The sequence below is a fragment of the Mesorhizobium sp. B2-6-1 genome (genome assembly GCF_006440475.1).
In the GTDB taxonomy this organism is placed as follows: Bacteria; Pseudomonadota; Alphaproteobacteria; order Rhizobiales; family Rhizobiaceae; genus Mesorhizobium.
The window spans coordinates 39,322-66,108 of the sequence record NZ_VFUH01000020.1; the positions used below are offsets into that span (position 1 = coordinate 39,322).

Sequence of the window (26,787 nt, forward strand, 5' to 3'; positions counted from 1 at the left end):
CGAGGAATCCCGACGCCAAGCTCCTCCGGCTCGAAGCCAAATTTAACGAACTCATCGAAAAGGTGGGGCGATCGCCGAAGGCCTTGCCATTTGGCAGGATCGGAAGCCGCCATTCAAATGGCGCTGCAGGCATCGCCAGATCGGCTCGGTGATAGACATGGCCAAGTTCCGCCCGGCGGCTTGGCGGCGGTTAAGAATTTCGACGCCGAGGCGAAGGGCGGCGAACGGAAATTGTCAAACCGGTCTGAGAAAAGCGTCAAACTCTGGAATTCGCCGCTATGACGCGATCCTAAAAAGACTTGAATATCAAAGGTATAAGGATGGTGCCCAGAGGCGGATTCGAACCACCGACACGCGGATTTTCAGTCCGCTGCTCTACCAACTGAGCTATCTGGGCCTGTTCCGGCTAACGAAAACTCGCGCTCCGGATTTCATGGAAGCGCCGTGGGCGTCCCTTGAAAGCGCGTGGGTTATAGCATGGGAATCCGGCCTGTCCAGCGCCCAGATGTGGATTTCCGGCAGGAAAAGAAGTGCCGCCCGATGCGCTGGTTTCCGCGCCACGCCGCCGCTATCTGGCGCCCGCCAATCCCTTGCGAAAATCCGTAGGTGTCATGCCGGCGAGCTTCCGGAACGACTTGTTGAAGGCGCTGAGCGAACCGAAGCCCGAATCCATCGCGACCCTGAGCACATTGGCGTCCTGGTGCATGAGCAGCGCCTGCGCATAGCTCAGCCGCAACAGGTTGACATACTCGTTGAGTGTCATGCCGGTCGATTTCTTGAAGATGCTCATGGCGTATTTGGGATGGAGGTCGGCGGCCGCCGCTATGTTCATGCAATCGATGTCGTAGAGGAAATTCTCGGCGATGAAATCGCACATGCGCCCGACATTGCGCGACGACTGCTGGTCGAACGGGCTGCCCGCTTCCTGTCCGGCCGCATTTTCCGGCACCAGCCTGTAGGGCTCGAACCGTACCCGCTCCAGCCGCAGCAACAGTTCGTTGACGGCGTGCTCCGCCCTGGCCGGGTCGCCGGAGCGGGCGTAGCGGTTCCAGCGGTCGAAATTATCGTTGTCGGACTGATCGGTGGCGCTGGTCACCAGCGTGGCACCCGTCATCAGCCGGTGACGTATGTCAGCCGGCAGATGCAGCCGGAAGAAATGCACCAGCGGCAGATGCGCGCCGGCATAGATGGCGTCGTCGCTCAAATCGTCCATCTGGTGCGGCAGTCCGCCCCAGAACAGGCACATCTCACCGGCCGAAAGCGAGATTTCGTGGTCGTTCATGCGGTAATGCACGCTGCCGCGCACGATGAAGTTTACCTCGACCTGCGCATGCCAGTGCGGTTTGAGCATCACCAGGGGTGCGGTGTGGAACATCTGCAACAGCAGCGGCATTCCTTCCACGCTGCTGGCGCCAGGCTGGTAAAACGGCCGGTCCGGCATCTTACTTTCCGCCAATTTCGTATTCCCTTTGTCGGGGACAAGCCTTCCGCGCCGCATAGTCTAGCCCGGCTCGCAGAGAGAGCAAATGAAATGGGAGGATTTCAATGCGCATCACACTGTCCTGCGCCGCGCTCGCGCTTGCCTTGGGCTCAGCCCCGGCCTTCGCGCAATCGGGCGAAATCACCATCTGGAGCTGGAACATCGCCGCCTCGTCGCTGAAGGCGACGATTGCCGGGTTCAACAAGCTGCATCCTGACATCAAGGTCACCGTCCAGGATCTCGGCAACCAGCCGACCTATGACAAATCGATCGCCGGATGCGCCGCCGGTGGCGTCGGCCTGCCTGATGTCGTTACCATCGAGAACGGCGAGGCCGAGAATTACTGGAGCCAATTTCCCGATTGCTTTGTCGACCTGCACACGCTGGGCTACAGCGCCGAGGACCAGGCGAAATTCCCCGATTTCAAGCGCACCGAGCTCGAGGTCGGCGACAAGGCCTATGCGATGCCGTGGGATTCCGGCCCGGTCGCCGCCTTCTACCGCCGCGACTTCTACGAAAAGGCCGGCGTCGATCCGGCGTCGATCAAGACCTGGGACGATTTCATTGCCGCCGGCAAGAAGATCCAGGCCGCCAATCCCGGCGTCACCATGACCAACGCCGACTTCAACGGCGACACCGAATTCTTCCGCATGATCTCCAATGAACAGGGCTGCGGCTATTTCTCCGAGGATGGCCAGTCGATCACGGTGAACCAGCCGAAATGCATCGATACGCTGGCCAAGATCAAGGAGATGAAGGACGCCGGCGTCATCTCGTCGGCCGATTGGGGCACAAAGATCACCAACAACACCGCCGGCACCGTCGCCACCCAGGTCTATGGCGGTTGGTATGAAGGCACCATCCGCACCGAATCGGCCGGCGAAAACGGCAAATGGGGCGTCTACCTGATGCCGAGCCTTACCGCCGACGGGCCACGCGCCGCCAATCTCGGCGGGTCGTCGCTGGCCATCACTTCCGGGTCGAAGAACAAGGAAGCGGCTTACGAGTACCTGAAATACACGCTCGAAACCAATGAGGGCCAGATCACCATGCTGAAGGAGTTCGGCCTCGTTCCCTCGCTGGTGTCGGCGCTGAACGACCCCTACGTCTCTGAAGGCCTGCCCTATTGGGGCGGCCAGGCGGTGTGGAAGGACATCCTCGCCACTCTGCCCAAGATCGTCCCCAGCCGCGGCACGCAGTTCCAGAGCGATGCCGAAATCATCATGCGCGCGGTGCAGACCAAATATCTCGCCGGCGGCTATCCCGATGCCAAGGCGGCACTCGACGATGCCGCCGGCCAGATCGCGGCGGCGACCGGACTGCCGGTCAAGTCATAACCTCCCAGACGGGGTCCGGGCGGGCATGCGCCGCCCGGACCCGACCTCGGCCCGCGGGGCTTCCTCGCGGGACGTGTGAAATGTCGCATGTCCCGACTAACCGGTTGCCGCTGCGCGCGGGACCACAGCTTGAAACGCCGACGAGAGGAGGAGGAGCACGATGCGCAACCGCAACGCCACGGCCTATCGTTTCCTCGCGCCCTATTTGCTGATCTTCTCCGTCTTCTGGGTATGGCCGATCATCTCTTCGTTCCTGATCTCGTTCCAGGCGACGCGCACCGTGCCCTGGCGCTTTGCGCCCGGCTTCAACTGGGGCCGGCTGATCGGCGATCCGGCCTTCTTCAATGCCTTGAAGAACACGCTGCTCATCCTCGTCATCCAGGTGCCGGTGATGATCGCGCTGGCCATGGTGATGGCCGTGCTTTTGAATTCGCCGCTCCTGAAGGCGAGGGGACTTTACCGCTTCGCCTTCTTCGCTCCCGTGGTGGTCGGCGAGGTCGCCTACTCCGCGGTGTTCCGGCTGATGTTCAACCTCGATTTCGGCATCATCAACAAGCTCCTGAACAGCGTCGGGCTGCCCAAGATCGACTGGTTCTCCAATGTCACGCCGGCCATGGCGCTGATCATGATCGCGGTCACCTGGCGCTGGGCCGGCTACAACGCCATCATCCTTCTGGCCGGCATGCAGTCCATCCCCGAGGACGTCTGCGAGGCGGCGACGCTCGACCGGGTCAGCAAGCTCAAGCAGTTCTTCTTCATCACCTTGCCGCTGTTGAAGCCGGTCATCGTGTTCTGCACCGTGCTGTCGATCATCGGCACCATGCAGCTGTTCACCGAGCCGTTCCTGATCACCGAACGCGGCGGACCGGGCGGCGGCACCGAGACGCTCGGCCTGCTGCTCTATCGCCAGGGCTTCCGGTCGCTCAATTTCGGCTATGCCTCGGCCGTCGCCTACACCATGGCGGGGCTGGCGATCGCCATCACGCTGGTGCAACTGTGGCTGACGAGGGAACCGAAATGAGCTCGCTCGCCTCGGCCAGGCTGAAGCGCAGCCTCTTGCTGCATCTTTTCCTCACGCCACTGGCGCTGATCTGGCTGTTTCCGCTATGGATGATGGTCGTGTTCTCGACCATGCCGGACAACGGCATCTTCAGCCCCGGCATCGAGTTGCTGCCGCACGGCAATTTCGTGGACAATTTCAACAACCTGCAGCGCGACACCGACTTTGTCGGCGCGATTTTCATCTCCGTCTCGGTGGCGGTCACCTACACTGTTCTGTCGGTGCTGCTGACGTCGATGGCCGGCTGGGCGCTGGCGCGTTACCGGTTCGTCGGCAAGGGCTTGGTCGTCGCCATCATCCTGGGCACCATCACGCTTCCCTATGCGGTGGTGCTGATCCCGCAATTCATCATGGTGGCGCGCGATTTCAAGCTCGCCAATACCTGGGTGGCGTTGATCGTGCCGCCGCTGTTCAATTCGCTGGGCGTGCTGTTCATGCGCCAGAGCTTTTCCATGATGCCCGATGACCTGTTCGATGCCGCCCGCGTCGAAGGCGTGAAGGAGTGGCGCATCTTCGTCTTCATCGCGCTGCCGCTGGCGCGGCCGATGCTGGCCGCCCTTTGCATCATCCTGTTCCTGGCGTCCTGGAACAATTATCTCTGGCCGCTTTTGATCAACAGCCAGCCCGGCGCGATGACCGCACCGGTGGCGCTCGGCACGCTGATCGGCCTCACCAAAGTGTCGTGGGGCGGCATCATGGCGGGCGCGGTAGTGCTGACGGTGCCGATGCTGATCGTGTTCGTGCTGCTGCAACGCCATTTCATTGCCGGCATCGCCGCCGGCGCGGTCAAGTAAGGGTAGGCATGGCAACCGTCACGCTCACGAATGTCGTCAAGCGCTTCGGCGTTTTCGAGGTCGTCCATGGCGCCAACATCGACATCAGGGATGGCGAGTTCGTCGTCTTCGTCGGCCCGTCTGGCTGCGGCAAGTCCACGCTGCTCAGGATGATCGCCGGGCTGGAGGATATCAGCGATGGCGAGATCGCCATCGGCGGCAAGGTGGTCAACGATGTCGAGCCGGCCGACCGCGGCATCGCCATGGTGTTCCAGTCCTACGCGCTCTATCCGCATATGAACGTGGAGCAGAATCTCTCCTTCGGCCTGCGTATGACCGGCAATCCGAAGGCCGACACCGACCGCAGGGTGAAACGGGCGGCCGAGATCCTGCGCATCAGCGAATTGATGGAGCGCCGTCCGAAGAAACTCTCCGGCGGCCAGCGTCAGCGCGTTGCCATCGGCCGCGCCATCGTGCGCGAGCCGCAGGTGTTCCTGTTCGACGAGCCGCTGTCCAACCTCGACGCCGAACTGCGCGTCCAGATGCGGGTCGAGATCTCGCGCCTGCACAAGGAGCTCGGCACCACCATGGTCTATGTCACGCACGACCAGACCGAGGCGATGACGCTCGCCGACCGGATCGTCGTGCTGCGCGGCGGCCATGTCGAGCAGATCGGCCGCCCGCTCGATCTTTATGACAATCCCGACAATCAGTTCGTGGCCGGTTTCGTCGGCTCGCCGAAGATGAATTTCATCAAGGGCCGCGTGGTCGGCTGCGATGCGCGCGGCGTCGTGGTGGAACTCGCTGGCCAGGAGAAGACCCGCATCACGCAGCCGCTGACGGGCGCCGCGCCCGCAATCGGCAGCAAGGTCATCGTTGGCGTGCGGCCCGAACATTTTGGCAGCGCCGGAGAAGGCGACGCCGATCTTGCCGTCACCATCGATGTGGTCGAGCACCTGGGCGGCACGAGCTTTCTCTACGCCAGAACGGCCAATGACGAGGACGTGGTGATCCAGCGCGACGCGGCCAAGGTCCCCGAGACATCAGAGATCATCGTATCCATCCGCAAATCCTACCTGTTCGACGAAAAAGGGCTGCGGCTGCGCTGATCGGCTGCCCTTTCCCATCCCGCAAGGAGAATGACAATGACTGCAACCACGCCCATCCGCTGGGGCATTCTCGGCCCGGGCAGCATCGCCAAGGCCTTCGCCGGCGGCGTCGCCGCCTCCCGCAACGGAAAGCTGGTCGCCATCGGTGCGCGCGATCCGGGCAAGCCGGGCCTGGCGCAGAGCTTTCCCGGCGCGCGCATTCTCGAGGGCTACGAAGCATTGCTCACTGACGCGGAAATCGACGCGATCTACATTTCGGTCCCGCACCCGGGCCACGCGCAATGGGCGATCCGGGCGGCGGACGCGGGAAAGCATGTGCTGTGCGAAAAGCCGCTGGCGCTGACCGCCTTCGAGGCCGACGCCATGATGCATGCGGCGCGCAAGGCCGGCACCTTTCTCGGCGAGGCCTTCATGTACCGGCTGCACCCGCAGACGCTGAAGCTGGTGGAACTGATCAAATCCAGCGTCATCGGCGAGATCAGGATGATCAAGTCGAGCTTCGGTTTTGCCATGCCTGATTTCATGCCGCAGCACCGGCTTTATGCCAATGATTCGGCCGGCGGCGGCATCCTGGACGTCGGCGGCTATCCCGTCTCGATGGCGCGGCTGATTGCCGGCGCCGCGGCCGGCAAGCCGTTCCTCGAGCCGGACAAGGTGACCGGCGTTGCCCATCTTGGCCAGTCCGGCGTCGACGAATGGGCGTCCGCGCTGCTGCACTTTCCAGGTGGCATCCTCGCCGAGGTCTCCTGCAGCATCTCGCTCAACCAGGACAATGTGCTGCGCATCTTCGGCACCAGGGGCCGCATCGAAGTGCCGGATTTCTGGTTCGCCGGCGGCGACCGCGATGTCGGCCTCGGCCGGATCAATGTGATCGGCGCGGACGGCGTGCGCGAAACCATCAGCGTGAACGAAAAGCGTCACGTCTATTCCTTCGAAGTCGACGCCGCCGGGGAGGCCATCCTTGCCGGCCGGCAGGAGTTCGCCTGGCCAGGCATGGCCTGGGCCGACAGCCTCGGCACCTTGCGCGTGCTCGACAGATGGCGCGCGGCTGTGGGGTTGGAGTACGAGATCGAAAAGGCCTCGCGACGCACCAACACCATCGCCGACCGGCCCTTGCGATCCGGCGGCACGGCGATCGCCAAACGCGCCATTCCGGGCCTGTCGAAGCCGGCCTCGATCGTGGCGCTCGGTTTCGAGGATTTCCGCACTTTCTCCTCGGGTTCGATCCTGCTCGATGCCTTCTTCGAGGCTGGCGGCAATCTGTTCGACACCGGCTATGTCTATGGCGGCGGCTACACCGAGACGCTGCTTGGGCAATGGCTGAAGAACCGTGGCGTGCGTGAGCAGTCGGTGGTCATCGCCAAGGGGGCACATTCGCCGCTTTGCTATCCCGACATGATCGGCAAGCAGCTCGTCCAGTCGCTCGACCGTCTGCAGACCGACCATGTCGATATCTATTTCATGCATCGCGACAATCCGGACGTGCCCGTCGGAGAATTCGTCGATGCGATGGACCGCGAGGTCAAGGCAGGCCGCATCCGTGGCCCGTTCGGCGGCTCGAACTGGACGATGCAGCGCATGGACGAGGCGATCGCCTATGCCGAGCGCACCGGCAAGCAAAAGCCCGGCGCGCTCTCCAACAACTTCTCGCTGGCTGAAATGCTGGAGCCGATCTGGGCCGGTTGCGTGACCTCCTCCACCGATGACTGGAAGGCCTGGCTGACCGCCCGGCAGATGCCGAATTTCGCCTGGTCGAGCCAAGGGCGCGGCTTCTTCACCGAACGCGCCGGGCGCGACCGGCGCGACAATGAAGAACTGGTGCGGGTCTGGTACTCGGAGCGCAATTTCGGCCGCCGCGACCGGGCGATCGAACTTGCCGCGCGGCTGGGCAAGAGCCCGATCCATATTGCGCTCGCCTATGTGCTCAACCAGCCTTTCCCATCGGTGCCGTTGATCGGCCCGCGCACGCTGGGCGAACTGGACGACAGCTTGCGCGCCCTCGACATCGCGCTTTCACCTGCCGATCTCCAATGGCTGGACGGCGGCAGCCGGCAAGCGGCGTAGTGCATGTCATGCAAGGCTGCGCTGGACGGCGACGGGGTCAGGTCTCGTCGTCGGACACCCTGATGTCGCGCCTGGCCGGAACCCTCATGCTGGCATACATGCCGGTGGTGCGGAACTGGCCCGGGCTAATGCCGTAACAGCGGCGGAAGACCTTCGAGAAATAGTTCGCGTCCTCGAAGCCGCACAGGATGGCGACTTCCTTCACGGGCAGGAAGTCAGCCTTGGTCAAAAGCTTGGCGGCGCGTTGCAGCCGCTGCTGCAGTACGAACTCCGCGGGCGGGATGCCTTCGCTCTCGGCGAAGCAGCGCGAGAAGTGCGCCCGGCTGAGGCCGCTGATCTGGACGAGGTCCGCTACCGGCAGCGGCCTGTCGAGATTGGCGTTGATGTGGTCGATGACCGGCTGCATGGCGCTCTGCTTCTCCGCAAAGGCGTGCGAGCCGAAGACATCGTCGTAGAGCGCCATCGCCGCCTCATAGGCGATCGCTGAAGCCGCCCCCGGCGCAGCGGCCCCGTTGATGAGACGCAGGCTGCAATCGGCGAGATGATCGATCGTCTCCGGCTGCAGCCGGAACACCGGACCCGAGACGTCGAGGATCGATTTGTGGATGCGCAGCGCCTCCTCGCCATTCATCGAGATCCAGAAATATTCCCAGCGCTCGTCCTTGGCCAGCCAGTAGCGGTGGTTGTGCGGCACCAGCACCAGCAGCGTGTCGTTCTGCTGCAGGCGATAGTCGCGGTTCTCATAGCGAAGCCGGCCGCTTCCGTTGATCGTGTGCTGGAGCACGGTGAATGGCGTCTGGCCGCGCTTGCGCCCGTCCCAATCATAGATTTCGCCTTCGCGCACTTCGTAGCCGGTGCTCGTCGGCATGGCATGCAGGCGCTGGCGACCGCGCGGCAGCGAGATCGTGCGCATCGACTGTCCGTTGGCGATCAGATCCCGCAGCACAAAATTACCCTTGAAAGCATAATCCTTCTCTGGCCGCGCTCGCGAATAAGCGCATAATCCATCCCCGAAGAACGTGAAGAACCCGCGGTCGAGGAGCGGGCGGGAGGAGAAAAGCCGGAATTCGGCTCGATTGGCACGCGCGCCTTGGCGTGTGGCCATATCCTCCCTTGCTGCTCCTTGCCTAGCATCCGATCGGATCGAGGTGAAGGTGATGAGTTTCAAAATCGCTATTATCGGCGCCGGCAGCGTCGGCTTCACCAAGAAACTGTTCACCGACATACTGTGCGTGCCGGAATTCAAGGGTATCGAATTCGCGCTGACCGATGTCAGCGAGCACAATCTCCAGATGATCAAGGCGATCCTCGACCGGATCGTCGAGGCCAACAAATTGCCGACCAAGGTGACGGCGACGACAGACCGCCGCAAGGCGCTCGAGGGCGCTCGTTATGTCATCAGCTGTGTGCGGGTCGGTGGCCTCGAAGCCTATGCCGACGATATCAGGATCCCCTTGAAATACGGCATCGACCAATGCGTCGGCGACACGATCTGCGCCGGCGGCATCCTCTATGGCCAGCGCAACATCCCGGTGATCCTCGATTTCTGCAAGGATATACGCGAGGTCGCCGAGACCGATGCGAAATTCCTCAACTATGCCAACCCGATGGCGATGAACACCTGGGCGGCGATCGAGTACGGCAAGGTCGACACGGTCGGGCTGTGCCACGGCGTCCAGCACGGCGCCGAGCAGATCGCCGAGGTGCTGGGCGCGAAGTCGCCTCGGGAGCTCGACTATGTCTGTTCCGGCATAAACCACCAGACCTGGTTCATCGAGTTGCGCCTGAACGGTCGCGAAATCGGCAAGGACGAGCTGGTCGCCGCCTTCGAGGCGCATCCGGTCTATTCCAGGCAGGAGAAACTGCGCATAGACGTGTTGAAGCGCTTCGGCGTTTATTCGACCGAAAGCAACGGCCATTTGTCCGAGTATCTTCCCTGGTACCGCAAGCGCCCGGACGAGATCACCCGCTGGATCGACATGTCCGACTGGATCCATGGCGAGACGGGCGGCTATCTCCGTTATTCCACCGAGACCCGCAACTGGTTCGAGACGGAATATCCGCAATTCCTCGAAGCGGCGTCGAAGCCGATCGATCCGTCAAAACGCTCCAACGAGCATGCCAGCCACATCTTGGAGGCGCTGGAGACCAACCGCGTCTATCGCGGCCACTTCAACGTCAAGAATGACGGTGTCATCACCAATTTGCCGCAGGACGCCATCGTCGAATCGCCCGGCTTCGTCGACCGCTTCGGCATCAACATGGCGGCCGGCATCACCTTGCCGGAAGCATGTGCCGCGACCTGCATATCCTCGATCAATGTCCAGCGCATGTCGGTGCATGCCGCCATATCCGGCGACATCGACCTGCTCAAGCTTGCCGTGCTGCATGACCCGCTGGTTGGTGCGGTATCGACACCGGAGGAGGTCTGGCAGATGGTCGACGAAATGGTCGTCGCCCAAGCGGCCTGGCTGCCGCAATTTGCGCATGCGGTTCCGGCGGCAAAAGAGAGGTTGTCGAAATCCAGGGTCAAGACCCGCGAATGGGCGGGCGCCGCTTGGCGCAGCGTCCGCTCGATCGAGGAGTTGCGCGCCGAAAAGGCCGCGCTGAAGCAGGCCGGCTGAAAACCCAGGTGGCGGCGACGGGCCTGCGGGAGACAGGTCCGCCGCGGTCGCCGTCCGGGCAGAAGACGAGCAGCAGCAAAACAAAACGTCCGAACACGAGGGAGGAGACAATGAGGAACCTACGCAGCATTGGCATGGTCGCGGGACTGGCGCTGGGCGTTTCCGTCCCGGCGCTTAACGCTTTCGCCTCCGAGCCGACGGTCCCGCCGGTACCGGCGGCGTTTCCGGCCGAAGGCAAGATCACTTATGTGCCGCGCGACTCCATCCTGGAGTTCAAGGCGCTGCCCGACTATCACGAGCCGGACTGGGTGACCGAGAAATACGTCAAGGCCGGCAAGCTGCCGCCGGTGAAAGACAGGCTGCCGAAGGAGCCCTTGGTTTTCAAGACGGGCAACATGCCTGATGGCATCGGCGTCTACGGCGATACAATGCGCCACGTTATCGGCGGGCGGCCGGAAGGCTGGAACTACGGCGCCGGTCAGACGCAGGGATGGGGCGGCATCGATATCGGCCTGTCCGAATGCCTGACGCGCACCGCGCCGCTGTTCCAGGTCGAGGCCAAGGACACCGAACCGCTGCCCAACCTCGCCAAAAGCTGGGACTGGTCGGCGGATGGCCACAAGCTCACCATGCACCTCGTCGAGGGTGCCAAATGGTCCGACGGCGCGCCCTTCAACTCAGACGACGTCATGTTCTACTGGGACGACGAGGTCGTCGATCCCAATGTCTCGCCGCTCAATGGTGCCACCCAGGAAACGTTCGGCGTCGGCACCACGCTCAAGAAGGTCGACGACTACACCGTCGAGTGGACCTTCAAGGAAGCCTTCCCGAAACAGTATCTCTACGCGATGGCCTACGGCACTTTCTGTCCTGGCCCCGCGCACATATTGAAGCCGCAGCATCCGAAATATTCGAAGAACACCTACGACCAGTTCAAGAACGCCTTCCCGCCGGAATATATGAACATGCCGGTCATGGGCGCCTGGGTGCCGGTTGAATACCGGCCAGACGACATCATCGTCATGCGCCGCAATCCCTATTATTGGAAGGTCGATGAGAAGGGCAATCAGCTGCCCTACCTCAACGAATTACATTACAAGCTGTCCACCTGGGCCGACCGCGATGTCCAGGCGGTGGCCGGCTCGGGCGATTTCTCCAATCTGGAGCAGCCGGAGAACTTCGTCGCCTCGCTGAAGCGGGCCGCGGAGGCGAATGCGCCTGCACGCCTGGCGTTCGGTCCACGGCTGATCGGCTATAATCTGCGCCTCAATTTTTCCGCTAATGGCTGGGGCAACCCGGACGAGCGCGGTCAGGCGATTCGCGAGCTGAACCGCAATGAGGATTTCCGCAAGGCCGTTACCATGGCGCTCGACCGCAAGGCGCTTGGCAACTCCCTGGTCAAGGGGCCGTTCACCGCCATCTACCCCGGCGGCTTGTCCTCCGGCACCAGCTTCTATGACCGCAAGTCGACGGTCTACTATCCCTTCGACCTCGAGGGCGCTAAGGCCGAACTCGCCAAGGCCGGACTCAAGGATACCGATGGCGACGGTTTCGTGAACTTCCCGGCCGGCACGGCCGGCGGCAAGAATGTCGAGATCGTCATGCTGGTCAACAATGACTACGGCACCGACAAGAGCCTCGCCGAAGGCGTTGTCGCCCAGATGGAGAAGCTCGGGCTGCGGATCGTGCTCAACGGTCTCAACGGCACCCAGCGCGATGCCTCGCAATATTCCGGGCGCTTCGACTGGCTGATCCGGCGCAACGACCAGGAGTTGACCTCCGTCGTGCAGAACACCGTGCAGCTCGCTCCCGTCGGCCCCAAGACCAGCTGGGATCACCGCGCACCTGAAAGCGGCGAGGTCGACCTGATGCCTTTCGAGAAGGACCTCGTCGACATCGTCAACAAATTTGTCACGTCTGAGGACAATGACCAGCGCGCCGCCCTGATGAGAGACTTCCAGAAGATTTCGACGGAGCACGTCTACAATGTCGGCCTGACGGAATATCCCGGTGCGCTGATCGTCAATAAGCGCTTCTCCAACGTTCCAAAGGGCACGCCGATCTACATGTTCAACTGGGCAGAGGATTCGATCATTCGAGAACGGGTCTTCGTGGCGGCCGACAAGCAGGCGAAATACGAATTGTTCCCGGAAGAGCTGCCCGGCAAGCCTGGAGACAAGGGCCCGATGTAAGTTTACCTCCCCTGACTGAGACCTCCGGCCGCGCCGCTGGCGCGGCCGGACAAAGGCAACCTCCGAACGCACCAAAAGGACGCGATCGGCAAGACGAGGAAGCGGACCGTCCATGCTGCGATTTCTGCTCATGCGCATAGCGTCGGCAATCCCGGTCCTTGCCACACTGAGCCTCGTCACCTTCGCCATCATCCAGGCACCGCCCGGCGATTATGCCGACTACATCCGCTCGCAGCTGATCAACCAGGGAGGCGCCTCCTTCGCCGAAGCCGACGCGCAGGCCAACGCCTACCGGATCGAACATGGCCTCGATAAGCCGCTGCCCGTCCAGTATCTCAACTGGATCGGCGGCATCGTCACCCGCGGCGATTTCGGCTACAGCCTCTACTACAACAAGCCGGTGGCCGACGTTGTGGGCGAGCGCCTGCCGCGCACCCTCATCCTGGCGCTTGTGTGCCATCTGCTCGCCTCGGTGCTCGGCATCACCTTCGGCATATGGGCGGCGACCCGGCAATACACCTGGATCGACTCGACACTTTCGGCCATCTCCTTCCTCGGCATGACGGTGCCGCGCTTCCTGATGGCGCTGATCATCGTCTATCTCCTGGTCTTCCAGTTCAACGTCTCGGAGATAGGCAGCTTCTTCTCGCCGCAATATGGCGGCGCGCCATGGTCGTGGGCCAAGTTCCTCGATCTGGTCAAGCATGTCTGGCCGGTGGTTGCGATCGCCACCTTCGGCGGGCTCGCCTACAACATGCGCGTCATGCGCGGTAATCTGCTCGACACGCTGAACGCCCAATATGTCGAGACGGCCAAGGCCAAGGGGTTGACCGGCAGCGCCGTCGTCATGCGACACGCCGTGCCCAATGCGCTGCATCCGCTGGTCATGTATCAGGGCGTGGTGCTGCCTTACATGCTGACCGGCGAAATCGAGACGGCGATCATCTTCGCGCTGCCGACCGTCGGCCCGGCGATCGTCGGCTCGATGGCGGTCGGCGACGTCTATGTCACCGCCACTTTCATGATGGTGCTGTCGGCGACGCTGATCGTCGGCAACATCATCGCCGACATGTTGCTGGTCCTGCTCGATCCGCGCGTGCGCCAGTTCGGGGAGAGCTAGATGTTGGCCCGCGATACATCGCCACCGCCGCTGCCGGCCGAAGGACCCGTCGAGAGACCCGCGCACGGCAACGAGAGCTACACCGCGCTCGTCTGGCGCCGGCTGAAGCGCTCCTGGACCGGCATGGCGGGGTTCTGGCTCGTCGTGCTGCTGATCCTCATGGCGGTGTTCGCCGAGTTCCTGGCGCCGATGGACCCGAAGGTGACCGATGTCGCCTTCGCGCCGCCGCAACTGCCTGCTTTCCACGACAGGGACGGCGATTTCGTCGCCCGGCCCAGGGTCTATGCGCTGGCGGATTCGGCGGATCTCGATCCGGTCACCTTTCAGCCCATCGTCGGTCCCGACTATGATCATCCAAGATTGCTCGGCCTTTTCGTCGAGGGCGCGCCCTACAGGCTCTTCGGGCTCATTGCGGCGAACCGGCATTTCTTCGGTTCGATGGACGGCCAGCCGGTGCATTTCCTCGGCACCGACAAGTTCGGACGCGACGTGCTCTCGCGCGCCATCCATGGCTCGCGCGTCTCGCTGATGATCGCGCTGACGGTGGTCTTCATCATCACCGTCATCGGCACTACGGTCGGCATGGCTTCCGGCTATTTCGGCGGTCGGTTCGATGTCTGGATGCAGCGCTTCGTCGAACTCGTGCTGGCCTTCCCGCAGCTGCCGCTCTATCTGGCGCTGACGACGCTGATCCCGGTCACCGCGCCCACCAACGTCTTCCTCGCCTTCGTCATCATCGTCATGTCGGCGCTGGGCTGGGCGCAGATGTCGCGCGAGGTGCGCGGCAAGACGCTGGCGCTTGCGCGCATTGAATACGTACGCGCCGCCATGGCGGTGGGCGCCACCGACCGGCGCATCATCATGCAGCACATCTTCCCCAATGTGATGAGCCATGTGATCGTCGCGGTGACGCTGGCGATCCCCACCGTGGTGCTGCTCGAATCCTTCCTCGGTTTTCTCGGCTTTGCGGTGAAGCCGCCACTGATCTCCTGGGGGCTGATGCTGCAGGACACCGCGACCTACTCCGTCATAGGCACCTATCCGTGGATCCTGTCGCCGGTCGGCTTCGTGCTGGTCACCGTCTTTGCCTTCAACGCGCTGGGCGACGGCCTGCGCGACGCCGTCGATCCTTATTGAGGTGGCTGGGATGACGCTCGCGCTCGCCGAACCCTTCGCACCTTCCGTCCGGCACGACCATGACGGACGCCAGGGAGAACCCGTGATCGATGCCCGCAACATCGAGGTCGCCTTCAAGGTCGAGCACGGCACCGTCGAGGCGGTCAAGGACGTCTCGTTCCAGCTCTATCGCGGCGAGACGATCGCCATCGTCGGCGAATCCGGTTCCGGCAAATCGGTGACGGCGCGCACCGTCATGGGATTGCTGTCCCGGCGCGCCACCGTTTCACCGAGATCGACCGTCTGTTATGATGGGCAGGACATCCTGAAGTTCCCCGAAAGCGCCCGGCGCAAGCTGCGCGGCAACCGCATCTCGATGATCTTCCAGGAGCCGATGAGCTCGCTCAATCCGATCTATACGATCGGCAGCCAGATCGTCGAGGCGATCAGGGTTCATCGCAAGGTCGGCCGGCGGCAAGCCTGGGCACGGGCGCTCGAACTCCTGCAGCATGTCCAGATCCCGGATCCCGTCGCGCGGCTCAAGCAATATCCGCATCAGCTCTCGGGCGGCCAGCGCCAGCGCGTGATGATCGCCATGGCGCTGGCCAACGATCCCGACGTGCTGATCGCCGACGAACCGACGACGGCGCTCGACGTCACCGTCCAGGCACAGATCCTGAACCTGATCCGCAATCTGCAGAAAGAGCTGCGCATGGCGGTGATCCTGATCACCCATGACCTCACGGTCGTGCGCAAATTCTCCGACTACGTCTATGTCATGCAGCATGGCGAGATGCGGGAGCATAACGTCACCGAACGTCTGTTCTCCGATCCCCAGCATCCCTATACGCAACGACTGCTCGCCTCCGAACCGCGCGGGCGGCCACAACCGCTGCCGGAGGGCTCCGGCACCATCCTCGAAGCGAACGGGGTGCGCGTCTGCTTCATGCTGCGTCACGGCACCTTCCTCAAACCCGACTGGCGCGAGCTGGTCGCCGTCGACGATCTCGATCTCAAGCTTTGCCGCCACGAAACACTGGGACTGGTCGGCGAATCCGGCTCCGGCAAGACCACATTCGGCCAGTGCCTGCTCAGGTTGATCGATGCCAAGCGCGGCGAGATCCGTTTCGACGGCCAGCCGATCCATGGGCTGTCACGGGCCGAGATGCGGCCGCTGCGATCGCGCATGCAGGTCGTCTTCCAGGATCCGTTCTCCTCGCTCAACCCGCGCATGACGATCGGGCAGATCATCGAGGAAGGGCTGATCGTCAACGGCATCGGAGCGACGCGGCGCGAGCGGGTCGAGCGGGTGCGCGAGGCGCTGGTCAGCGCCGGCATGCCGGGCGACATCCTTTCGCGATTTCCGCACGAGTTCTCCGGCGGACAGCGGCAGCGCATCGCGATTGCCCGAGCCATCGCGTTGGAACCGGAATTCATCCTGCTCGACGAACCGACATCAGCGCTGGACCTCTCCGTCCAGGCGCAGATCATCGATCTCTTGCGCAAGCTGCAGGACGAGCGCGGCCTGAGTTATCTTTTCATCTCGCACGATCTCAAGGTGGTGCGCGCTCTGTGTCACCGCGTCATCGTCATGCAGCATGGCAAGATCGTCGAACAGGGACCTGTCGACGAGGTCCTCACCGATCCCAAGACCGCCTACACCGAACGGCTCGTCCGGGCCGCTTTCGACGTGGCCTGAACACATGCCGGAGGTTAGCGTGGCAAGACATCCCAGGATCACTTTCATCGGCGCCGGCTCGACCGTGTTCATGAAGAACATCGTCGGCGACGTGCTGCAGCGGCCGGCGCTTTCGGGCGCGACGATCGCGCTGATGGACATCGATCCGCAGCGCCTGGAAGAGAGTGCCGTCGTCGTCAACAAGCTGATCGCGACGCTCGGCGTCAAGGCAAAGGCCGAGACCTATTCCGACCAGCGCAAGGCGCTGGCCGGTGCCGATTTCGTCGTCGTCGCCTTCCAGATCGGCGGCTACGAGCCCTGCACCGTCACCGACTTTGAAGTGCCGAAGAAATATGGCCTGCGCCAGACCATAGCCGACACGCTCGGCATCGGCGGCATCATGCGAGGCCTGAGGACCGTGCCGCATCTGTGGAAGATCTGCGAGGACATGCTCGCCGTCTGCCCCGAGGCGATCATGCTGCAATACGTCAACCCAATGGCGATCAACACCTGGGCGATATCGGAGAAATATCCAGAGATCAGGCAGGTCGGCCTCTGCCACTCGGTGCAGGGCACCGCGATGGAACTGGCGCACGATCTCGATCTTCCCTACGAGGACATCCGCTATCGCTCCGCCGGCATCAACCACATGGCCTTCTACCTGAAGTTCGAGCACCGCCAGGCCGACGGCTCCTACCGCGACCTCTACCCAGATCTCCTGCGCGCCTATCGCGAGGGCCGCGCGCCCAAGCCCGGCTGGAATCCGCGCTGCCCCAACAAGGTGCGCTACGAGATGCTGACCCGGCTCGGCTATTTCGTCACCGAAAGCTCGGAGCATTTCGCCGAATACACGCCCTATTTCATCAAGAGCGGCCGTCCCGACCTGATCGAGAAATACGGTATCCCGCTGGATGAATATCCCAAGCGCTGCATCGAGCAGATCGAGCGTTGGCAGGGGCAGGCGGAAGCCTACCGCTCGGCCGAGCGCATCGAGGTCGAGCAGTCGAAGGAATATGCCTCCTCGATCATGAATTCGGTCTGGACCGGCGAGCCGTCTGTGATCTACGGCAACGTTCGCAACAATGGCTGCATCACCTCGCTGCCCCGCGAGTGCGCCGCCGAGGTGCCGTGCCTGGTCGACGCCTCCGGCATCCAGCCGACTTACATCGGCGACCTGCCGCCGCAATTGACGGCGCTGATCCGCACCAACATCAACGTGCAGGAACTGACGGTGCGGGCGCTGACGAGCGAGAACCGGGAACACATCTATCATGCGGCGATGATGGATCCGCACACGGCAGCCGAGCTCGACCTCGACCAGATATGGTCACTGGTGGACGAGCTTCTTGCCGCTCACGGCGACTGGCTGCCGGCCTGGGCGCGCGTGAGCCGCAAGATCCAAGCCGCCTGATCAAGCGTCGCTCTTAGCTTATTTCGGCTCGTCGGCGTCGGGTTCTTCCTCGTCGTCGCGGGCTTTGATGACATAGGCGCCCTTCAGCCAGCGGTTGAGGTCGATGTCCTTGCAGCGCTTGGAGCAGAACGGGTAGGTCTCGCGCGCCGAAGGCTTGCCGCATTCGGGGCAGGGGCGCCTTGGCCGCAGCGGCGTCACCTTGTCGTCCGCGCTCATGGCCGCGCCGAGGACCAGTTGTGATGGACCTTGAAGCCTTCGCCCGAAAGCAACGCTACGGTCTCGTAAAGCGGCAAGCCGACGACATTGGTGTAGGAGCCGACCAGCTTGACGACGAAAGCGCCCGCAAGCCCCTGTACGGCATAGCCGCCGGCCTTGCCGCGCCATTCTCCCGACGCGACATAGGCGTCGATCTCCTCGCGCGGCAGCCGCTTGAACCGCACCCGCGTCTCGATCAGCCGCTGGCGCAGTTTGCCGCCGGGCGTGATCAGGCAGATGCCGGAATAGACCCGGTGCGAACGCCCCGACAGCAATCCGAGGCAGTTGGCGGCATCGTCGAGCGTCTCGGCCTTGGGCAGGATGCGCCGCCCGACAGCGACCACCGTGTCGGCGGCCAGCACCAAGGCCGGCGCGTAGTCGGTTTCCGACTTCAGTGAGGCAAATGCCTTTTCGGCCTTTTCCTTCGACAGCCTTTTGGCCAGCGAGCGCGGATGCTCGGCACGCAGCGGCGTCTCGTCGATGTCGGCAGGCAATATGCGGTCCGGTTCGATGCCGGCCTGCTGCAGGAGTTCAATGCGGCGCGGCGAACCCGAGGCAAGCACCAGCTTCAGCAAAATGCTCATCGCGGACCAGTCGGCCTTGATCTTACTTGAAACGATAGGTGATGCGGCCCTTGGTCAGGTCGTAGGGCGTCATCTCGACCAGGACCTTGTCGCCGGTCAGCACGCGGATACGGTTCTTGCGCATGCGGCCGGCCGTATGGGCTATGATTTCGTGTTCGTTTTCGAGTTTCACTCGGAACATGGCGTTGGGCAGCAGTTCCGTGACGACACCCGGAAACTCGAGGACTTCTTCCTTCGGCATTCGATACCTTTGCTTGGATGGTTTCCCGGCGTTTAGAGCATGATGCCGAAAAGTATGAAGCGGTTTTCGGACGACATCATGCTCTACTTCTTTGATCTAGAGTCGGAAGCTGTCAGGTCGACGAGACCCAACCGCATCCGACTCTAGCCGGAAATTCGGCGGAACCTATATGATAATCGTCGGCTTGTGAACACGCTTAATCCGTCGCGTTTTTTGCTTCCGGAAGCAAAAAACGTCGGCCTATACGCAACTTCAGCCGTTCGCGCACATCGCGATAGGCCGCGATGATCTGCTCGCGCGTGCCGCTGGCGCCGGTAGGATCCGGCGTCGGCCAGTATTCGACCTCGACGGCGAGCGAGCGGGTGAGCTCCAGCGCGGCATGGTGCGCCTCCGGCGCGAGCGTGACGATGAGATCGAAATAGTCGTCTTCCAGCTCGTCCATCGTCCTTGGGTGGCGCTCGCCCAGCGACAGGCCTTCCTCAGCAAGCACGGCATCGACGAACGGGTCACGCTCGCCGCTGCGCACGCCCGCCGAGGCGACGAAGGTGCTGGCCGGCAGCATGCGCCGCGCCAACAGCTCGGCCATCGGCGAGCGCACGGCATTCATGCCGCACAGGAACAGGATCGAACGGGGCGGCGCGCCGGCGGTCAGGGGTTAACCCCGCCAATGGAGCACGCAGACCAGCGTGAACAGCCGGCGCGCCGTGTCGAAATCGATGTCGATCTTGCCGGCGAGCCGGTCCATCAACGTCTGCGAACCCTCATTGTGCAGGCCGCGGCGACCCATGTCGATCGCCTCGATATGGCTCGGCGTCGAGGAGCGAATGGCGTCGTAGTAGCTTTCGCAGATCATGTAGTAGTCCTTGACGATGCGCCTGAGCGGCGTCAGCGACAGGATATGGGTGACCACGGCGGAACCGTCGTCGCGCGTCACGGCGAAAACCAGGCGGGACTCGGCCAGCGACAGCTTCAGCCGGTAGGGACCGGCGCCGCTGTCGTTGACCGGTTGAAAACTGTTCTCCTCGATCAGGTCGAAGATCGCCACCGCGCGTTCGTGCTCGACGTCGGGCGTCGAACGGCCGATCGATTCATCGAGTTCGACATCGATCAGCCTCGCCCGGGTTTGATCGGAGCCCGACATGGCGCCTACATGTTCAGCCGTATGGCGACGGAGCGTCCATGCGCGTCGAGCCCTTCCGCCTTGGCCAGCGCGATCGCGGCAGGCGCCAGCGCGCGCAATTGCTCGGGCCCGAGCTTCAGGATCGAGGTGCGCTTGACGAAATCGAGTACCGAAAGGCCTGACGAGAAACGCGCCGAGCGCGCCGTCGGCAGCACGTGGTTGGAACCGCCGACATAGTCGCCGATGGCTTCCGGCGTATGGCGGCCGAGAAACACGGCACCGGCATTGTGCATCCGCGACAGGAAACCCTCGGCATCGTCGATTGCCAGTTCGACATGCTCGGCCGCGATACGGTCGACCAGCGGCAGCGCCGCCTCGATCGCCGCAACCTCGATCACCGCGCCGAAATCGCGCCAACTCGCCGCCGCCGTCTCCGCCCGTGGCAGGTTTGGCAGCTGCCGTTCGACCGCCTCCTCCACCGCCTTGCCAAAGGCCGGATCGTCGGTGATCAGGATCGACTGCGCGGACGCGTCATGTTCGGCCTGGGCCAGGAGATCGGCGGCGATCCAGTCGGGATCATTGTCGCCGTCGGCCACGACCAGCACTTCCGAGGGGCCGGCGATCATGTCGATGCCGACGGTGCCGAACACCTGGCGCTTGGCCGCCGCGACATAGGCGTTGCCAGGGCCGACAATCTTGGCGACCGGCTTGATCGTCTCGGTGCCATAGGCCAGGGCAGCGATCGCCTGGGCGCCGCCGACGCGATAGATTTCCGGCACGCCGGCAAGGTCGGCCGCCACCAGCACAAGCGGATTGATGACGCCGCCGGGTGCCGGCACCACCATGACGATGCGCTCCACGCCGGCGACCTTGGCCGGTATGGCGTTCATCAGCACCGAACTCGGATAGCTCGCAGTACCGCCCGGCACGTAAAGCCCGACCGCCTCGATTGCGGTCCAGCGCCAGCCGAGCTCGACGCCCGCGGCATCGGTAAAGCGGTCGTCCTTCGGCCGCTGCCGCTCGTGATAGGCGCGGATGCGGTCGCGCGCGAATTCGAGCGCCTCGATCGTCTGGTGGTCGCAAGCGGCATAGGCGCGGGCGATCTCGTCCTTCGACACGGCAATGCCGAGTTCCCTGAGGTCGGCCCGGTCGAAGCGTCTGGTAAAATCGACGAGGGCCGCGTCGCCGTCGGCGCGCACGCGCGCGATGATCTGGCGCACGGCCGCGTCGACATCGGCCGACACTTCCCTCTTGGTGGTGAGGAAAGCGGCGAAACGCTGTTCGAAATCGGCGTCGGACTGACGAAGCGTGATGGCCATCGCTCAGGTCCTGTGCACGGGGCGCGACGTGGCTTCCCACGCGCCGCCGACATCGGCAAGGCGGGCCTCGATGCATTCGACATCGAGCATGATTGCGCCGCCTCCCGAAAAGATCAGCTCGACTATGCCGGCCGGCTTGCTGATCTCGATGAAGCTGATCGCCAGCAGCGACAGCACTTCGGCCGGCTTGTCGCGGGCTATGCCGCTGGTCTTGGCGCCCAGAACCCGATCGAAATGCAGCACGGCCTGGCGCCGTTCGTTGTGCTGGCGAAAGAAGCCCGATTTGGCCTCCCAGACGAAACGGTTCATGGTCAGCACGAAACGCTTGGCCGCGGGAAGGTATTCAAGGTCCGAGACTTTCATCACGGCGTCCTGGACGTGGGCGGAGACGATGCTCAGGTCCTGGTCGTCGAGGGCGATAAGCTTGAGGCCGTTCATGCGGATTTCGCACCTGAAAATTGACTGTTCAGCCTTCTGTTAGAGCATGATCCCGAAAAGTGGAAACCGCTTTTCGGAAAAGATCATGCTCAAGCAGGAATCCGGAGGTCGTTCCGGTCCGCGCAGCCGTGAGGCGGGCAGGGATCGGCCTAAGCCGAGATCCGTTCGATCACCGCGCCGCAATTGGACAGCTTTTCCTCCAGCCGCTCGAAGCCGCGGTCGAGATGATAGACGCGGTTGACCGTGGTTTCGCCTTCGGCCGCAAGGCCGGCGATGACCAGCGAAACGGAAGCGCGAAGGTCGGTCGCCATGACAGGCGCGCCCTTCAATTTCGGCACGCCGTCGACGATCGCCGTCTGGCCCGAAAGTGTGATGTGGGCGCCCAGGCGCGCGAGTTCCTGCACATGCATGAAGCGGTTTTCGAAGATCGTCTCGGTGATGCGCGACTTGCCCTTGGCCATGGTCATCAGCCCCATGAACTGCGCCTGCAGATCGGTGGGGAAGGCCGGGAAGGGCGCCGTCGTCACGTCGACCGGTGAAATGCCGGCGCCGTTGCGCTTGACGCGGATGCCGGAATTGGTCGGCGTGATCTCGGCGCCCGTCTGCGAGATCACGTCCAGCGCGGTCTGCAGCAAATCGGGACGCGCGCCTTCGAGCACGACGTCGCCGCCGGTCATGGCGACGGCCATGGCATAGGTGCCGGTCTCGATGCGGTCCGGGATGACGCGCACGCGCGCGCCCGACAGCGCCTCGACGCCGTCGATGGTGATGGTTGGCGTGCCGGCGCCGGAAATCTTGGCGCCCATGGCATTGAGGCATTCGGCGAGGTTGACGATCTCGGGCTCGCAGGCGGCGTTTTCAAGCACCGTCTCGCCCTTGGCGAGCGACGCCGCCATCATCAGCACATGGGTGGCGCCGACCGACACTTTCGGAAAGACGTAACGGTTGCCGACGAGGCGGCCGTTCCTGGTCTTGGCGATAACGTAGCCGGTGTCGACGTCGATGTCGGCGCCCAGCGCCTGCAGGCCTTCCAGGAACAGGTCGACCGGCCGTGTGCCGATGGCGCAACCGCCCGGAAGCGACACCTTGGCCTCGCCCATGCGGGCCAGCAGCGGGCCGATGACCCAGAACGAAGCGCGCATCTTCGACACCAGCTCGTAGGGGGCCGTCGTGTCGACGATGTTGCGGGCGGAAAAATTGATGGTGCGCGAATAGCCTTCATTCTGCTTTTCGCGGCGTCCGTTGACCGAATAATCGACGCCGTGATTGCCCAGGATGCGGATCAGCTGCTCGACATCGGCCAGATGCGGCACGTTTTCGAGCGTCAGCGTGTCGTCTGTCAGAAGCGACGCGATCATCAGCGGCAGGGCGGCGTTTTTCGCGCCCGAGATCGGAATGCTTCCGGCGAGCTTGTTGCCGCCGACAATTCTGATGCGATCCATGAAGACTATCCCCTCGGCCCTGAAAGCCGGTTTCAATCGTTTGAGTATCGGCCCGTCTAGACCATCGGCCGAGCTGGTTCAAGAAATAGGATTTCCTGGCACCCGACCCAAGAGTGGCGGATTTGAGTTAATCTTTTTGTATTTCCTTCGCCGCGCCGACCCCGTCCGGCCGCTTGTCGGCGTCCCCGGCGCGCCGCTTGTCGGCGTCGCCGGCGCGCTGTTTGTCAGCGTCGCCGGCGCGCCGCGAGCGCGACTGCGCCTTGCGTTTCAGCAGATTCGCGCGCAGCTGCTCGGCCAGGCGGTCCTTGCGGCCGGTGCCGCCCTTTTTCGGTGGAATTGTCTTATCGTTCATCGTCCCGTCCTAGCCGGCGGCCGGCCAGCCCGCTATTCAGGCATAACCAACATTGTGGCGCGGCCATGTCATCAGAACGTATCCGGCAAAGGCTTTCACAGATGCTTTGCACTTGGCCTTGCGCTTGCCGGTTCGATATGGCAGAAGCCCCGCCATCAGCGGCTGCGGTAGCTCAGTGGTAGAGCACTCCCTTGGTAAGGGAGAGGTCGAGAGTTCAATCCTCTCTCGCAGCACCAGTCTGCCCGATATTTTCAGCGCCATCCGCCCCGTTCTTGTGCCTTTGCGGAATGGACGGGCAAAACGAGGCGCATCCCGGCACCTGAATCCGAGATTTCGCGCAAGGTTGGTTCCCGTCGCGCTTTCATGGGGTGCGGCCCGAGGCGCACATGACAATAGATGATGAGCATACACGTTCCGTCTTCGGAGCATGCTGACTAGCGGCGTCGAGATCGCCGGAGCGGGCATCGGAGCGGCACTGGGCATGGCTGCTGGAGGGCCTGCTGGAGCGTTCGTCTTAGGTGGCGCAGGCGCTGCAATTGGTAAGGCCCTACACCACATCGGGGAGGAGGCCGCCGATAGATTACTTGGTCCACGTGAGATGCGTCGCGTCGGCGCGATCCTCTTACTGGCTGCCGATAGAGTGCGCGAGCGTATCAACAATGGAGAACGTGTTCGCGACGACGGCTTCTTTGAGGCGCAGGACGGAGGTGTTTCCGAAGGTGAAGCTGTTGCGGAGAGCATCATCAGCAAGGCCCAGCGAGAAGCAGAAGAGAAAAAGCTGCCTTACATGGCTAACCTATTTGCCGGCATCGGATTTGACAGCACAGTTAGCGGTCCCATGGCTCACCAGTTGGCAAAGGTGGCAGAGAGCCTCACTTATCGTCAGTTGACCCTGTTGAGGGTCATTCCGTTTGGACAGCAACTAGGGCTACGGCAAGCAGCCTATCGAGATCACGGTGACTTCTCGAAGGAACTCTATCAGCTTCTCTATGAGTTGCTGGACTTGGAGCGGAGGGGGTTCATAGCGAATGCTGGCAGTGCCGTTCTGGGTCTCACTGATCTCCAGCCGGGGACGATGCGGGTGCAGGGCATTGGCGAAGACCTCTACAACTTGATGCAGTTGGGAAGTATGCCGATCGAGGAAGCGAGCGAAGTAATCCGGGTGTTGAGCATGTGAAATGGCCACGTCTGTTTGGTCGTCCAGTAGCGTAGAGTCCAACGGTCACGCACAAAGGTGCCCGAAAGGATGTCCGTTGGAATTGACTTCGTTCAACGGACAGGGAGAGGCGCGAGATCGCGATGAAGGATGAAGGCGGTGCTGTCCCAAGCTGTTGCCATCTACCGTGATGCCCCTCGCTGGGGCGACGAACGCAAGAGGCTGGCCGACTTGGTCAAGGCGCTACCTTGGAGGATGACAAAGGGGCGGATCGAGCCGAACCAGCAGAAAGCCTTCGGTCGCGCGTCGGCTTGCCCGTCCGTTCCTCTCATTGAAGATGAGAAAATCGGCATACACGTTCCCGCCGAAACGGCAGGGCGAAGCGCCGTCCGCGCAGACGGCGCTGGCCGCGGCTTCATCGGGACGCAAATGCCGATATCGCCATTTGCGCTGGCCGCCCGATCGTGATCCAAGTCGGTGATTCCGAGGGCTTTCCCGCTGGAGCGCAGCATGACCTTGATCACACGCCGTCGACTTCTGAAATCGGCAGCGTTTGCCGGTGCGGGCGGGCTCGCCGCGATGGGGAGGCTTGGCGGCTGGGCCGCCGCCGGCCCCGAGCCGGTGGTGCTGCAGACGGCCAAAATCCAGGCCAGGCTGATGGAGATCGGCCCGACCCGGGAAGTGCTGACCTATGGCAGCGCCGGAATGCCGCCGGTGCTGAGGATGAAAAAGGGCGAGCCCTTCGCCGCCCGGCTCGTCAACGCGATCGACGACCCGACGACGATCCACTGGCACGGCGTTCGGGTCCCCAACAAGATGGACGGCGTTCCGTTCCTGGTCCAGCCCTACGTCTATACCGGCGATCATTTCGACTACGCCTTCACGCCGCCCGATGCCGGCACCTTCTGGTATCACCCGCATTGCAATACGCTGGAGCAAATGGGGCACGGCCTGACCGGCGTCATCGTGGTCGAAAATCCCGGTGATCCGAAATTCGATGCCGAAATCGTCCTCAATCTGCGCGACTGGCGCCTCGGCGACGATGGCCAGTTCATCGATCAGTTCCGGCCGCGGGATGCCGCGAGAACCGGCACCTATGGCACGGTGCGCACGGCCAACTGGCTCGACCAGCCGCACTATGACGCGCCAGCCGGCGGGCTGGTGCGGCTGCGCGTCGCCATCACCGACGTGACGCGCATCCATGCCTTTCGCGTCGACGGCGCGGAGGCGACGGTGATCGCGCAGGATGGCAATCCGGTGCCGCAGCGTTTTTCGCCCGATGCCTTGCTGCTTGGCCCGGGACAGCGCATGGAACTCGCCATCCGCATGCCGGACGCGGAGGGCGCGGTCGTGAGCCTGCGGGACGTCAGGGGCACCAAGCCCAAGGTGCTGGCTACCTTGCGTGCGGCTGGCAACTCGCTGAAGCGCGACATTCGTGATGTCGCGCCGCTGGAGGCCAATCCGGTGGCCGAGGTCGATCTCTCCGCTGCCCAGCATATTTCGCTGGCGCTCAGCGCCACGGCCGAGAACATTCCGAGCGACGGCATATGCGGTTCGCTCGGCTACAGTTTCTGGGCCATCAACAAGGTGCCGTGGCCGGGTGACACGCCGGATCCGACCGCGCCGCTGGCCGAATTGAAGCTTGGCAGGAGCTATGTCATCGACATGGAGAACCTGACGCCGCAATCGCATCCGATGCATTTGCACGGCATGAGCTTCAAAGTGCTGTCATCCTCGACTCGGCCCGTGCAGCCGCTGGTTTCCGACACCTATCTCATCCAGCCCAACGAGAAGGTGAGCCTCGCCTTCGTCGCCGACAACCCCGGCGACTGGCTGCTGCACTGCCACATCATCGAGCATCAGAAGTCGGGCATGACGAGCTACGTCAGGGTGACCTGAAACCGAGCGCGCCGCGG

The 26,787-nt window shown here is 63.0% G+C and carries 25 protein-coding genes and 2 tRNA genes; 15 read left to right on the top strand and 12 right to left on the bottom strand.

From position 1 onward, the window contains the following. Positions 1 to 321 precede the first annotated feature (321 nt). Together FJ443_RS28425 and FJ443_RS28430 are read right to left on the bottom strand one after the other, a co-directional pair. Positions 322 to 397: transfer RNA gene (locus tag FJ443_RS28425), tRNA-Phe, on the bottom strand. Between the two features lie 171 nt (positions 398 to 568). Then, positions 569 to 1,441, bottom strand: a complete 873-nt coding sequence (locus FJ443_RS28430) for a helix-turn-helix domain-containing protein (RefSeq protein WP_140501013.1) — start codon at positions 1,439 to 1,441, stop codon at positions 569 to 571. 104 nt (positions 1,442 to 1,545) lie between these two features. Between FJ443_RS28430 and FJ443_RS28435 the strand changes: the two genes are divergently transcribed. The 5 genes from FJ443_RS28435 (at position 1,546) to FJ443_RS28455 (ending at position 7,823) form a co-directional block, all read left to right on the top strand. After that, a complete protein-coding gene (locus FJ443_RS28435) occupies positions 1,546 to 2,817 on the top strand; it encodes an extracellular solute-binding protein (RefSeq protein WP_140501015.1) in 1,272 nt (423 codons plus the stop codon). 160 nt (positions 2,818 to 2,977) lie between these two features. Continuing rightward, on the top strand, positions 2,978 to 3,838 hold the full coding sequence (locus FJ443_RS28440; protein ID WP_140666528.1) for a sugar ABC transporter permease: 861 nt from the start codon (positions 2,978 to 2,980) through the stop codon (positions 3,836 to 3,838). Continuing rightward, positions 3,835 to 4,671, top strand: coding sequence for a carbohydrate ABC transporter permease (locus FJ443_RS28445; protein WP_140666530.1), 837 nt, complete (start codon positions 3,835 to 3,837; stop codon positions 4,669 to 4,671). The genes FJ443_RS28440 and FJ443_RS28445 overlap by 4 nt, the downstream gene beginning before the upstream one ends. Positions 4,672 to 4,679: 8 nt before the next feature. After that, positions 4,680 to 5,759: a sn-glycerol-3-phosphate ABC transporter ATP-binding protein UgpC gene (ugpC, locus tag FJ443_RS28450; protein ID WP_140666532.1), complete on the top strand. Its 1,080-nt coding sequence runs from the start codon at positions 4,680 to 4,682 to the stop codon at positions 5,757 to 5,759. A gap of 36 nt (positions 5,760 to 5,795) precedes the next feature. Beyond that, positions 5,796 to 7,823 carry an aldo/keto reductase gene (locus FJ443_RS28455; protein WP_140666534.1) on the top strand — a complete coding sequence of 676 codons (2,028 nt, stop codon included), beginning with the start codon at positions 5,796 to 5,798 and terminating at the stop codon, positions 7,821 to 7,823. A gap of 37 nt (positions 7,824 to 7,860) precedes the next feature. Here FJ443_RS28455 and FJ443_RS28460 read toward each other — a convergent pair whose 3' ends face one another. Next, positions 7,861 to 8,736, bottom strand: coding sequence for an AraC family transcriptional regulator (locus FJ443_RS28460; protein WP_140501110.1), 876 nt, complete (start codon positions 8,734 to 8,736; stop codon positions 7,861 to 7,863). Positions 8,737 to 8,980: 244 nt separating this feature from the next. Between FJ443_RS28460 and FJ443_RS28465 the strand changes: the two genes are divergently transcribed. The 6 genes from FJ443_RS28465 to FJ443_RS28490 all read left to right on the top strand — a co-directional run bounded on the left by FJ443_RS28465 (position 8,981) and on the right by FJ443_RS28490 (position 17,964). Then, positions 8,981 to 10,447, top strand: coding sequence for an alpha-glucosidase/alpha-galactosidase (locus FJ443_RS28465; protein ID WP_140666536.1), 1,467 nt, complete (start codon positions 8,981 to 8,983; stop codon positions 10,445 to 10,447). A gap of 110 nt (positions 10,448 to 10,557) precedes the next feature. After that, complete coding sequence (locus FJ443_RS28470) at positions 10,558 to 12,639, top strand: ABC transporter substrate-binding protein (RefSeq protein ID WP_140666538.1); 2,082 nt, start codon at positions 10,558 to 10,560, stop codon at positions 12,637 to 12,639. Between the two features lie 112 nt (positions 12,640 to 12,751). Beyond that, positions 12,752 to 13,759, top strand: a complete 1,008-nt coding sequence (locus tag FJ443_RS28475) for an ABC transporter permease (protein ID WP_140666540.1) — start codon at positions 12,752 to 12,754, stop codon at positions 13,757 to 13,759. Further along, positions 13,760 to 14,896, top strand: a complete 1,137-nt coding sequence (locus tag FJ443_RS28480) for an ABC transporter permease (protein ID WP_140501031.1) — start codon at positions 13,760 to 13,762, stop codon at positions 14,894 to 14,896. 10 nt (positions 14,897 to 14,906) lie between these two features. Continuing rightward, entirely contained in the window at positions 14,907 to 16,574 is a 1,668-nt protein-coding gene (locus FJ443_RS28485; RefSeq protein WP_140666542.1) for an ABC transporter ATP-binding protein, read from the top strand. Positions 16,575 to 16,593: 19 nt separating this feature from the next. Next, positions 16,594 to 17,964, top strand: coding sequence for an alpha-glucosidase/alpha-galactosidase (locus tag FJ443_RS28490; RefSeq protein WP_140666544.1), 1,371 nt, complete (start codon positions 16,594 to 16,596; stop codon positions 17,962 to 17,964). Positions 17,965 to 17,982: 18 nt separating this feature from the next. Here the strand turns inward: FJ443_RS28490 and yacG are convergent, their stop codons facing one another. The 9 genes from yacG to FJ443_RS28535 form a co-directional block, all read right to left on the bottom strand. Next, positions 17,983 to 18,180: a DNA gyrase inhibitor YacG gene (yacG, locus tag FJ443_RS28495; protein WP_140501037.1), complete on the bottom strand. Its 198-nt coding sequence runs from the start codon at positions 18,178 to 18,180 to the stop codon at positions 17,983 to 17,985. Further along, positions 18,177 to 18,803: a Maf-like protein gene (locus FJ443_RS28500; protein WP_140666546.1), complete on the bottom strand. Its 627-nt coding sequence runs from the start codon at positions 18,801 to 18,803 to the stop codon at positions 18,177 to 18,179. The genes yacG and FJ443_RS28500 overlap by 4 nt, the downstream gene beginning before the upstream one ends. Positions 18,804 to 18,825: 22 nt before the next feature. Next, positions 18,826 to 19,044, bottom strand: coding sequence for a translation initiation factor IF-1 (gene infA / locus FJ443_RS28505; RefSeq protein ID WP_006200926.1), 219 nt, complete (start codon positions 19,042 to 19,044; stop codon positions 18,826 to 18,828). Positions 19,045 to 19,240: 196 nt separating this feature from the next. Then, entirely contained in the window at positions 19,241 to 19,651 is a 411-nt protein-coding gene (locus FJ443_RS28510; RefSeq protein ID WP_140501041.1) for a low molecular weight phosphatase family protein, read from the bottom strand. 48 nt (positions 19,652 to 19,699) lie between these two features. Then, positions 19,700 to 20,185, bottom strand: a complete 486-nt coding sequence (locus FJ443_RS28515) for a UPF0262 family protein (protein WP_140501043.1) — start codon at positions 20,183 to 20,185, stop codon at positions 19,700 to 19,702. Positions 20,186 to 20,190: 5 nt separating this feature from the next. Continuing rightward, positions 20,191 to 21,483, bottom strand: coding sequence for a histidinol dehydrogenase (gene hisD, locus FJ443_RS28520; RefSeq protein ID WP_140666548.1), 1,293 nt, complete (start codon positions 21,481 to 21,483; stop codon positions 20,191 to 20,193). 3 nt (positions 21,484 to 21,486) lie between these two features. Then, positions 21,487 to 21,921 (bottom strand): DUF2948 family protein, encoded by a 435-nt coding sequence (locus tag FJ443_RS28525; protein WP_140666550.1) that lies wholly within the window; start codon positions 21,919 to 21,921, stop codon positions 21,487 to 21,489. A 149-nt stretch (positions 21,922 to 22,070) separates the two neighbouring features. Next, a complete protein-coding gene (gene murA, locus FJ443_RS28530) occupies positions 22,071 to 23,363 on the bottom strand; it encodes a UDP-N-acetylglucosamine 1-carboxyvinyltransferase (RefSeq protein WP_140513353.1) in 1,293 nt (430 codons plus the stop codon). A gap of 127 nt (positions 23,364 to 23,490) precedes the next feature. Then, positions 23,491 to 23,715 carry a hypothetical protein gene (locus FJ443_RS28535; protein WP_140666552.1) on the bottom strand — a complete coding sequence of 75 codons (225 nt, stop codon included), beginning with the start codon at positions 23,713 to 23,715 and terminating at the stop codon, positions 23,491 to 23,493. Positions 23,716 to 23,876: 161 nt separating this feature from the next. On the opposite strand from FJ443_RS28535, the gene FJ443_RS28540 reads away from it, so the two are divergent. The 4 genes from FJ443_RS28540 to FJ443_RS28555 all read left to right on the top strand — a co-directional run bounded on the left by FJ443_RS28540 (position 23,877) and on the right by FJ443_RS28555 (position 26,770). Continuing rightward, positions 23,877 to 23,951 (top strand) — tRNA-Thr (locus tag FJ443_RS28540). Between the two features lie 191 nt (positions 23,952 to 24,142). Next, positions 24,143 to 24,892, top strand: coding sequence for a hypothetical protein (locus FJ443_RS28545; protein ID WP_140666554.1), 750 nt, complete (start codon positions 24,143 to 24,145; stop codon positions 24,890 to 24,892). 129 nt (positions 24,893 to 25,021) lie between these two features. After that, positions 25,022 to 25,339, top strand: coding sequence for a hypothetical protein (locus tag FJ443_RS28550; RefSeq protein WP_140666556.1), 318 nt, complete (start codon positions 25,022 to 25,024; stop codon positions 25,337 to 25,339). A 42-nt stretch (positions 25,340 to 25,381) separates the two neighbouring features. Continuing rightward, entirely contained in the window at positions 25,382 to 26,770 is a 1,389-nt protein-coding gene (locus FJ443_RS28555) for a multicopper oxidase family protein (protein WP_140558585.1), read from the top strand. Positions 26,771 to 26,787: the final 17 nt, after the last annotated feature.

Bases quoted from the DNA above. Each gene is read 5' to 3' on its own strand.
- FJ443_RS28430 (WP_140501013.1), bottom strand. From the start codon at position 1,441: ATGCCGGACCGGCCGTTTTACCAGCCTGGCGCCAGCAGCGTGGAAGGA.
- FJ443_RS28435 (WP_140501015.1), top strand. From the start codon at position 1,546: ATGCGCATCACACTGTCCTGCGCCGCGCTCGCGCTTGCCTTGGGCTCA.
- FJ443_RS28440 (WP_140666528.1), top strand. From the start codon at position 2,978: ATGCGCAACCGCAACGCCACGGCCTATCGTTTCCTCGCGCCCTATTTG.
- FJ443_RS28445 (WP_140666530.1), top strand. From the start codon at position 3,835: ATGAGCTCGCTCGCCTCGGCCAGGCTGAAGCGCAGCCTCTTGCTGCAT.
- ugpC (WP_140666532.1), top strand. From the start codon at position 4,680: ATGGCAACCGTCACGCTCACGAATGTCGTCAAGCGCTTCGGCGTTTTC.
- FJ443_RS28455 (WP_140666534.1), top strand. From the start codon at position 5,796: ATGACTGCAACCACGCCCATCCGCTGGGGCATTCTCGGCCCGGGCAGC.
- FJ443_RS28460 (WP_140501110.1), bottom strand. From the start codon at position 8,736: ATGCGCACGATCTCGCTGCCGCGCGGTCGCCAGCGCCTGCATGCCATG.
- FJ443_RS28465 (WP_140666536.1), top strand. From the start codon at position 8,981: ATGAGTTTCAAAATCGCTATTATCGGCGCCGGCAGCGTCGGCTTCACC.
- FJ443_RS28470 (WP_140666538.1), top strand. From the start codon at position 10,558: ATGAGGAACCTACGCAGCATTGGCATGGTCGCGGGACTGGCGCTGGGC.
- FJ443_RS28475 (WP_140666540.1), top strand. From the start codon at position 12,752: ATGCTGCGATTTCTGCTCATGCGCATAGCGTCGGCAATCCCGGTCCTT.
- FJ443_RS28480 (WP_140501031.1), top strand. From the start codon at position 13,760: ATGTTGGCCCGCGATACATCGCCACCGCCGCTGCCGGCCGAAGGACCC.
- FJ443_RS28485 (WP_140666542.1), top strand. From the start codon at position 14,907: ATGACGCTCGCGCTCGCCGAACCCTTCGCACCTTCCGTCCGGCACGAC.
- yacG (WP_140501037.1), bottom strand. From the start codon at position 18,180: ATGAGCGCGGACGACAAGGTGACGCCGCTGCGGCCAAGGCGCCCCTGC.
- FJ443_RS28500 (WP_140666546.1), bottom strand. From the start codon at position 18,803: ATGAGCATTTTGCTGAAGCTGGTGCTTGCCTCGGGTTCGCCGCGCCGC.
- infA (WP_006200926.1), bottom strand. From the start codon at position 19,044: ATGCCGAAGGAAGAAGTCCTCGAGTTTCCGGGTGTCGTCACGGAACTG.
- FJ443_RS28510 (WP_140501041.1), bottom strand. From the start codon at position 19,651: ATGAATGCCGTGCGCTCGCCGATGGCCGAGCTGTTGGCGCGGCGCATG.
- FJ443_RS28515 (WP_140501043.1), bottom strand. From the start codon at position 20,185: ATGTCGGGCTCCGATCAAACCCGGGCGAGGCTGATCGATGTCGAACTC.
- hisD (WP_140666548.1), bottom strand. From the start codon at position 21,483: ATGGCCATCACGCTTCGTCAGTCCGACGCCGATTTCGAACAGCGTTTC.
- FJ443_RS28525 (WP_140666550.1), bottom strand. From the start codon at position 21,921: ATGAACGGCCTCAAGCTTATCGCCCTCGACGACCAGGACCTGAGCATC.
- murA (WP_140513353.1), bottom strand. From the start codon at position 23,363: ATGGATCGCATCAGAATTGTCGGCGGCAACAAGCTCGCCGGAAGCATT.
- FJ443_RS28535 (WP_140666552.1), bottom strand. From the start codon at position 23,715: ATGAACGATAAGACAATTCCACCGAAAAAGGGCGGCACCGGCCGCAAG.
- FJ443_RS28545 (WP_140666554.1), top strand. From the start codon at position 24,143: ATGCTGACTAGCGGCGTCGAGATCGCCGGAGCGGGCATCGGAGCGGCA.
- FJ443_RS28550 (WP_140666556.1), top strand. From the start codon at position 25,022: ATGAAGGCGGTGCTGTCCCAAGCTGTTGCCATCTACCGTGATGCCCCT.
- FJ443_RS28555 (WP_140558585.1), top strand. From the start codon at position 25,382: ATGACCTTGATCACACGCCGTCGACTTCTGAAATCGGCAGCGTTTGCC.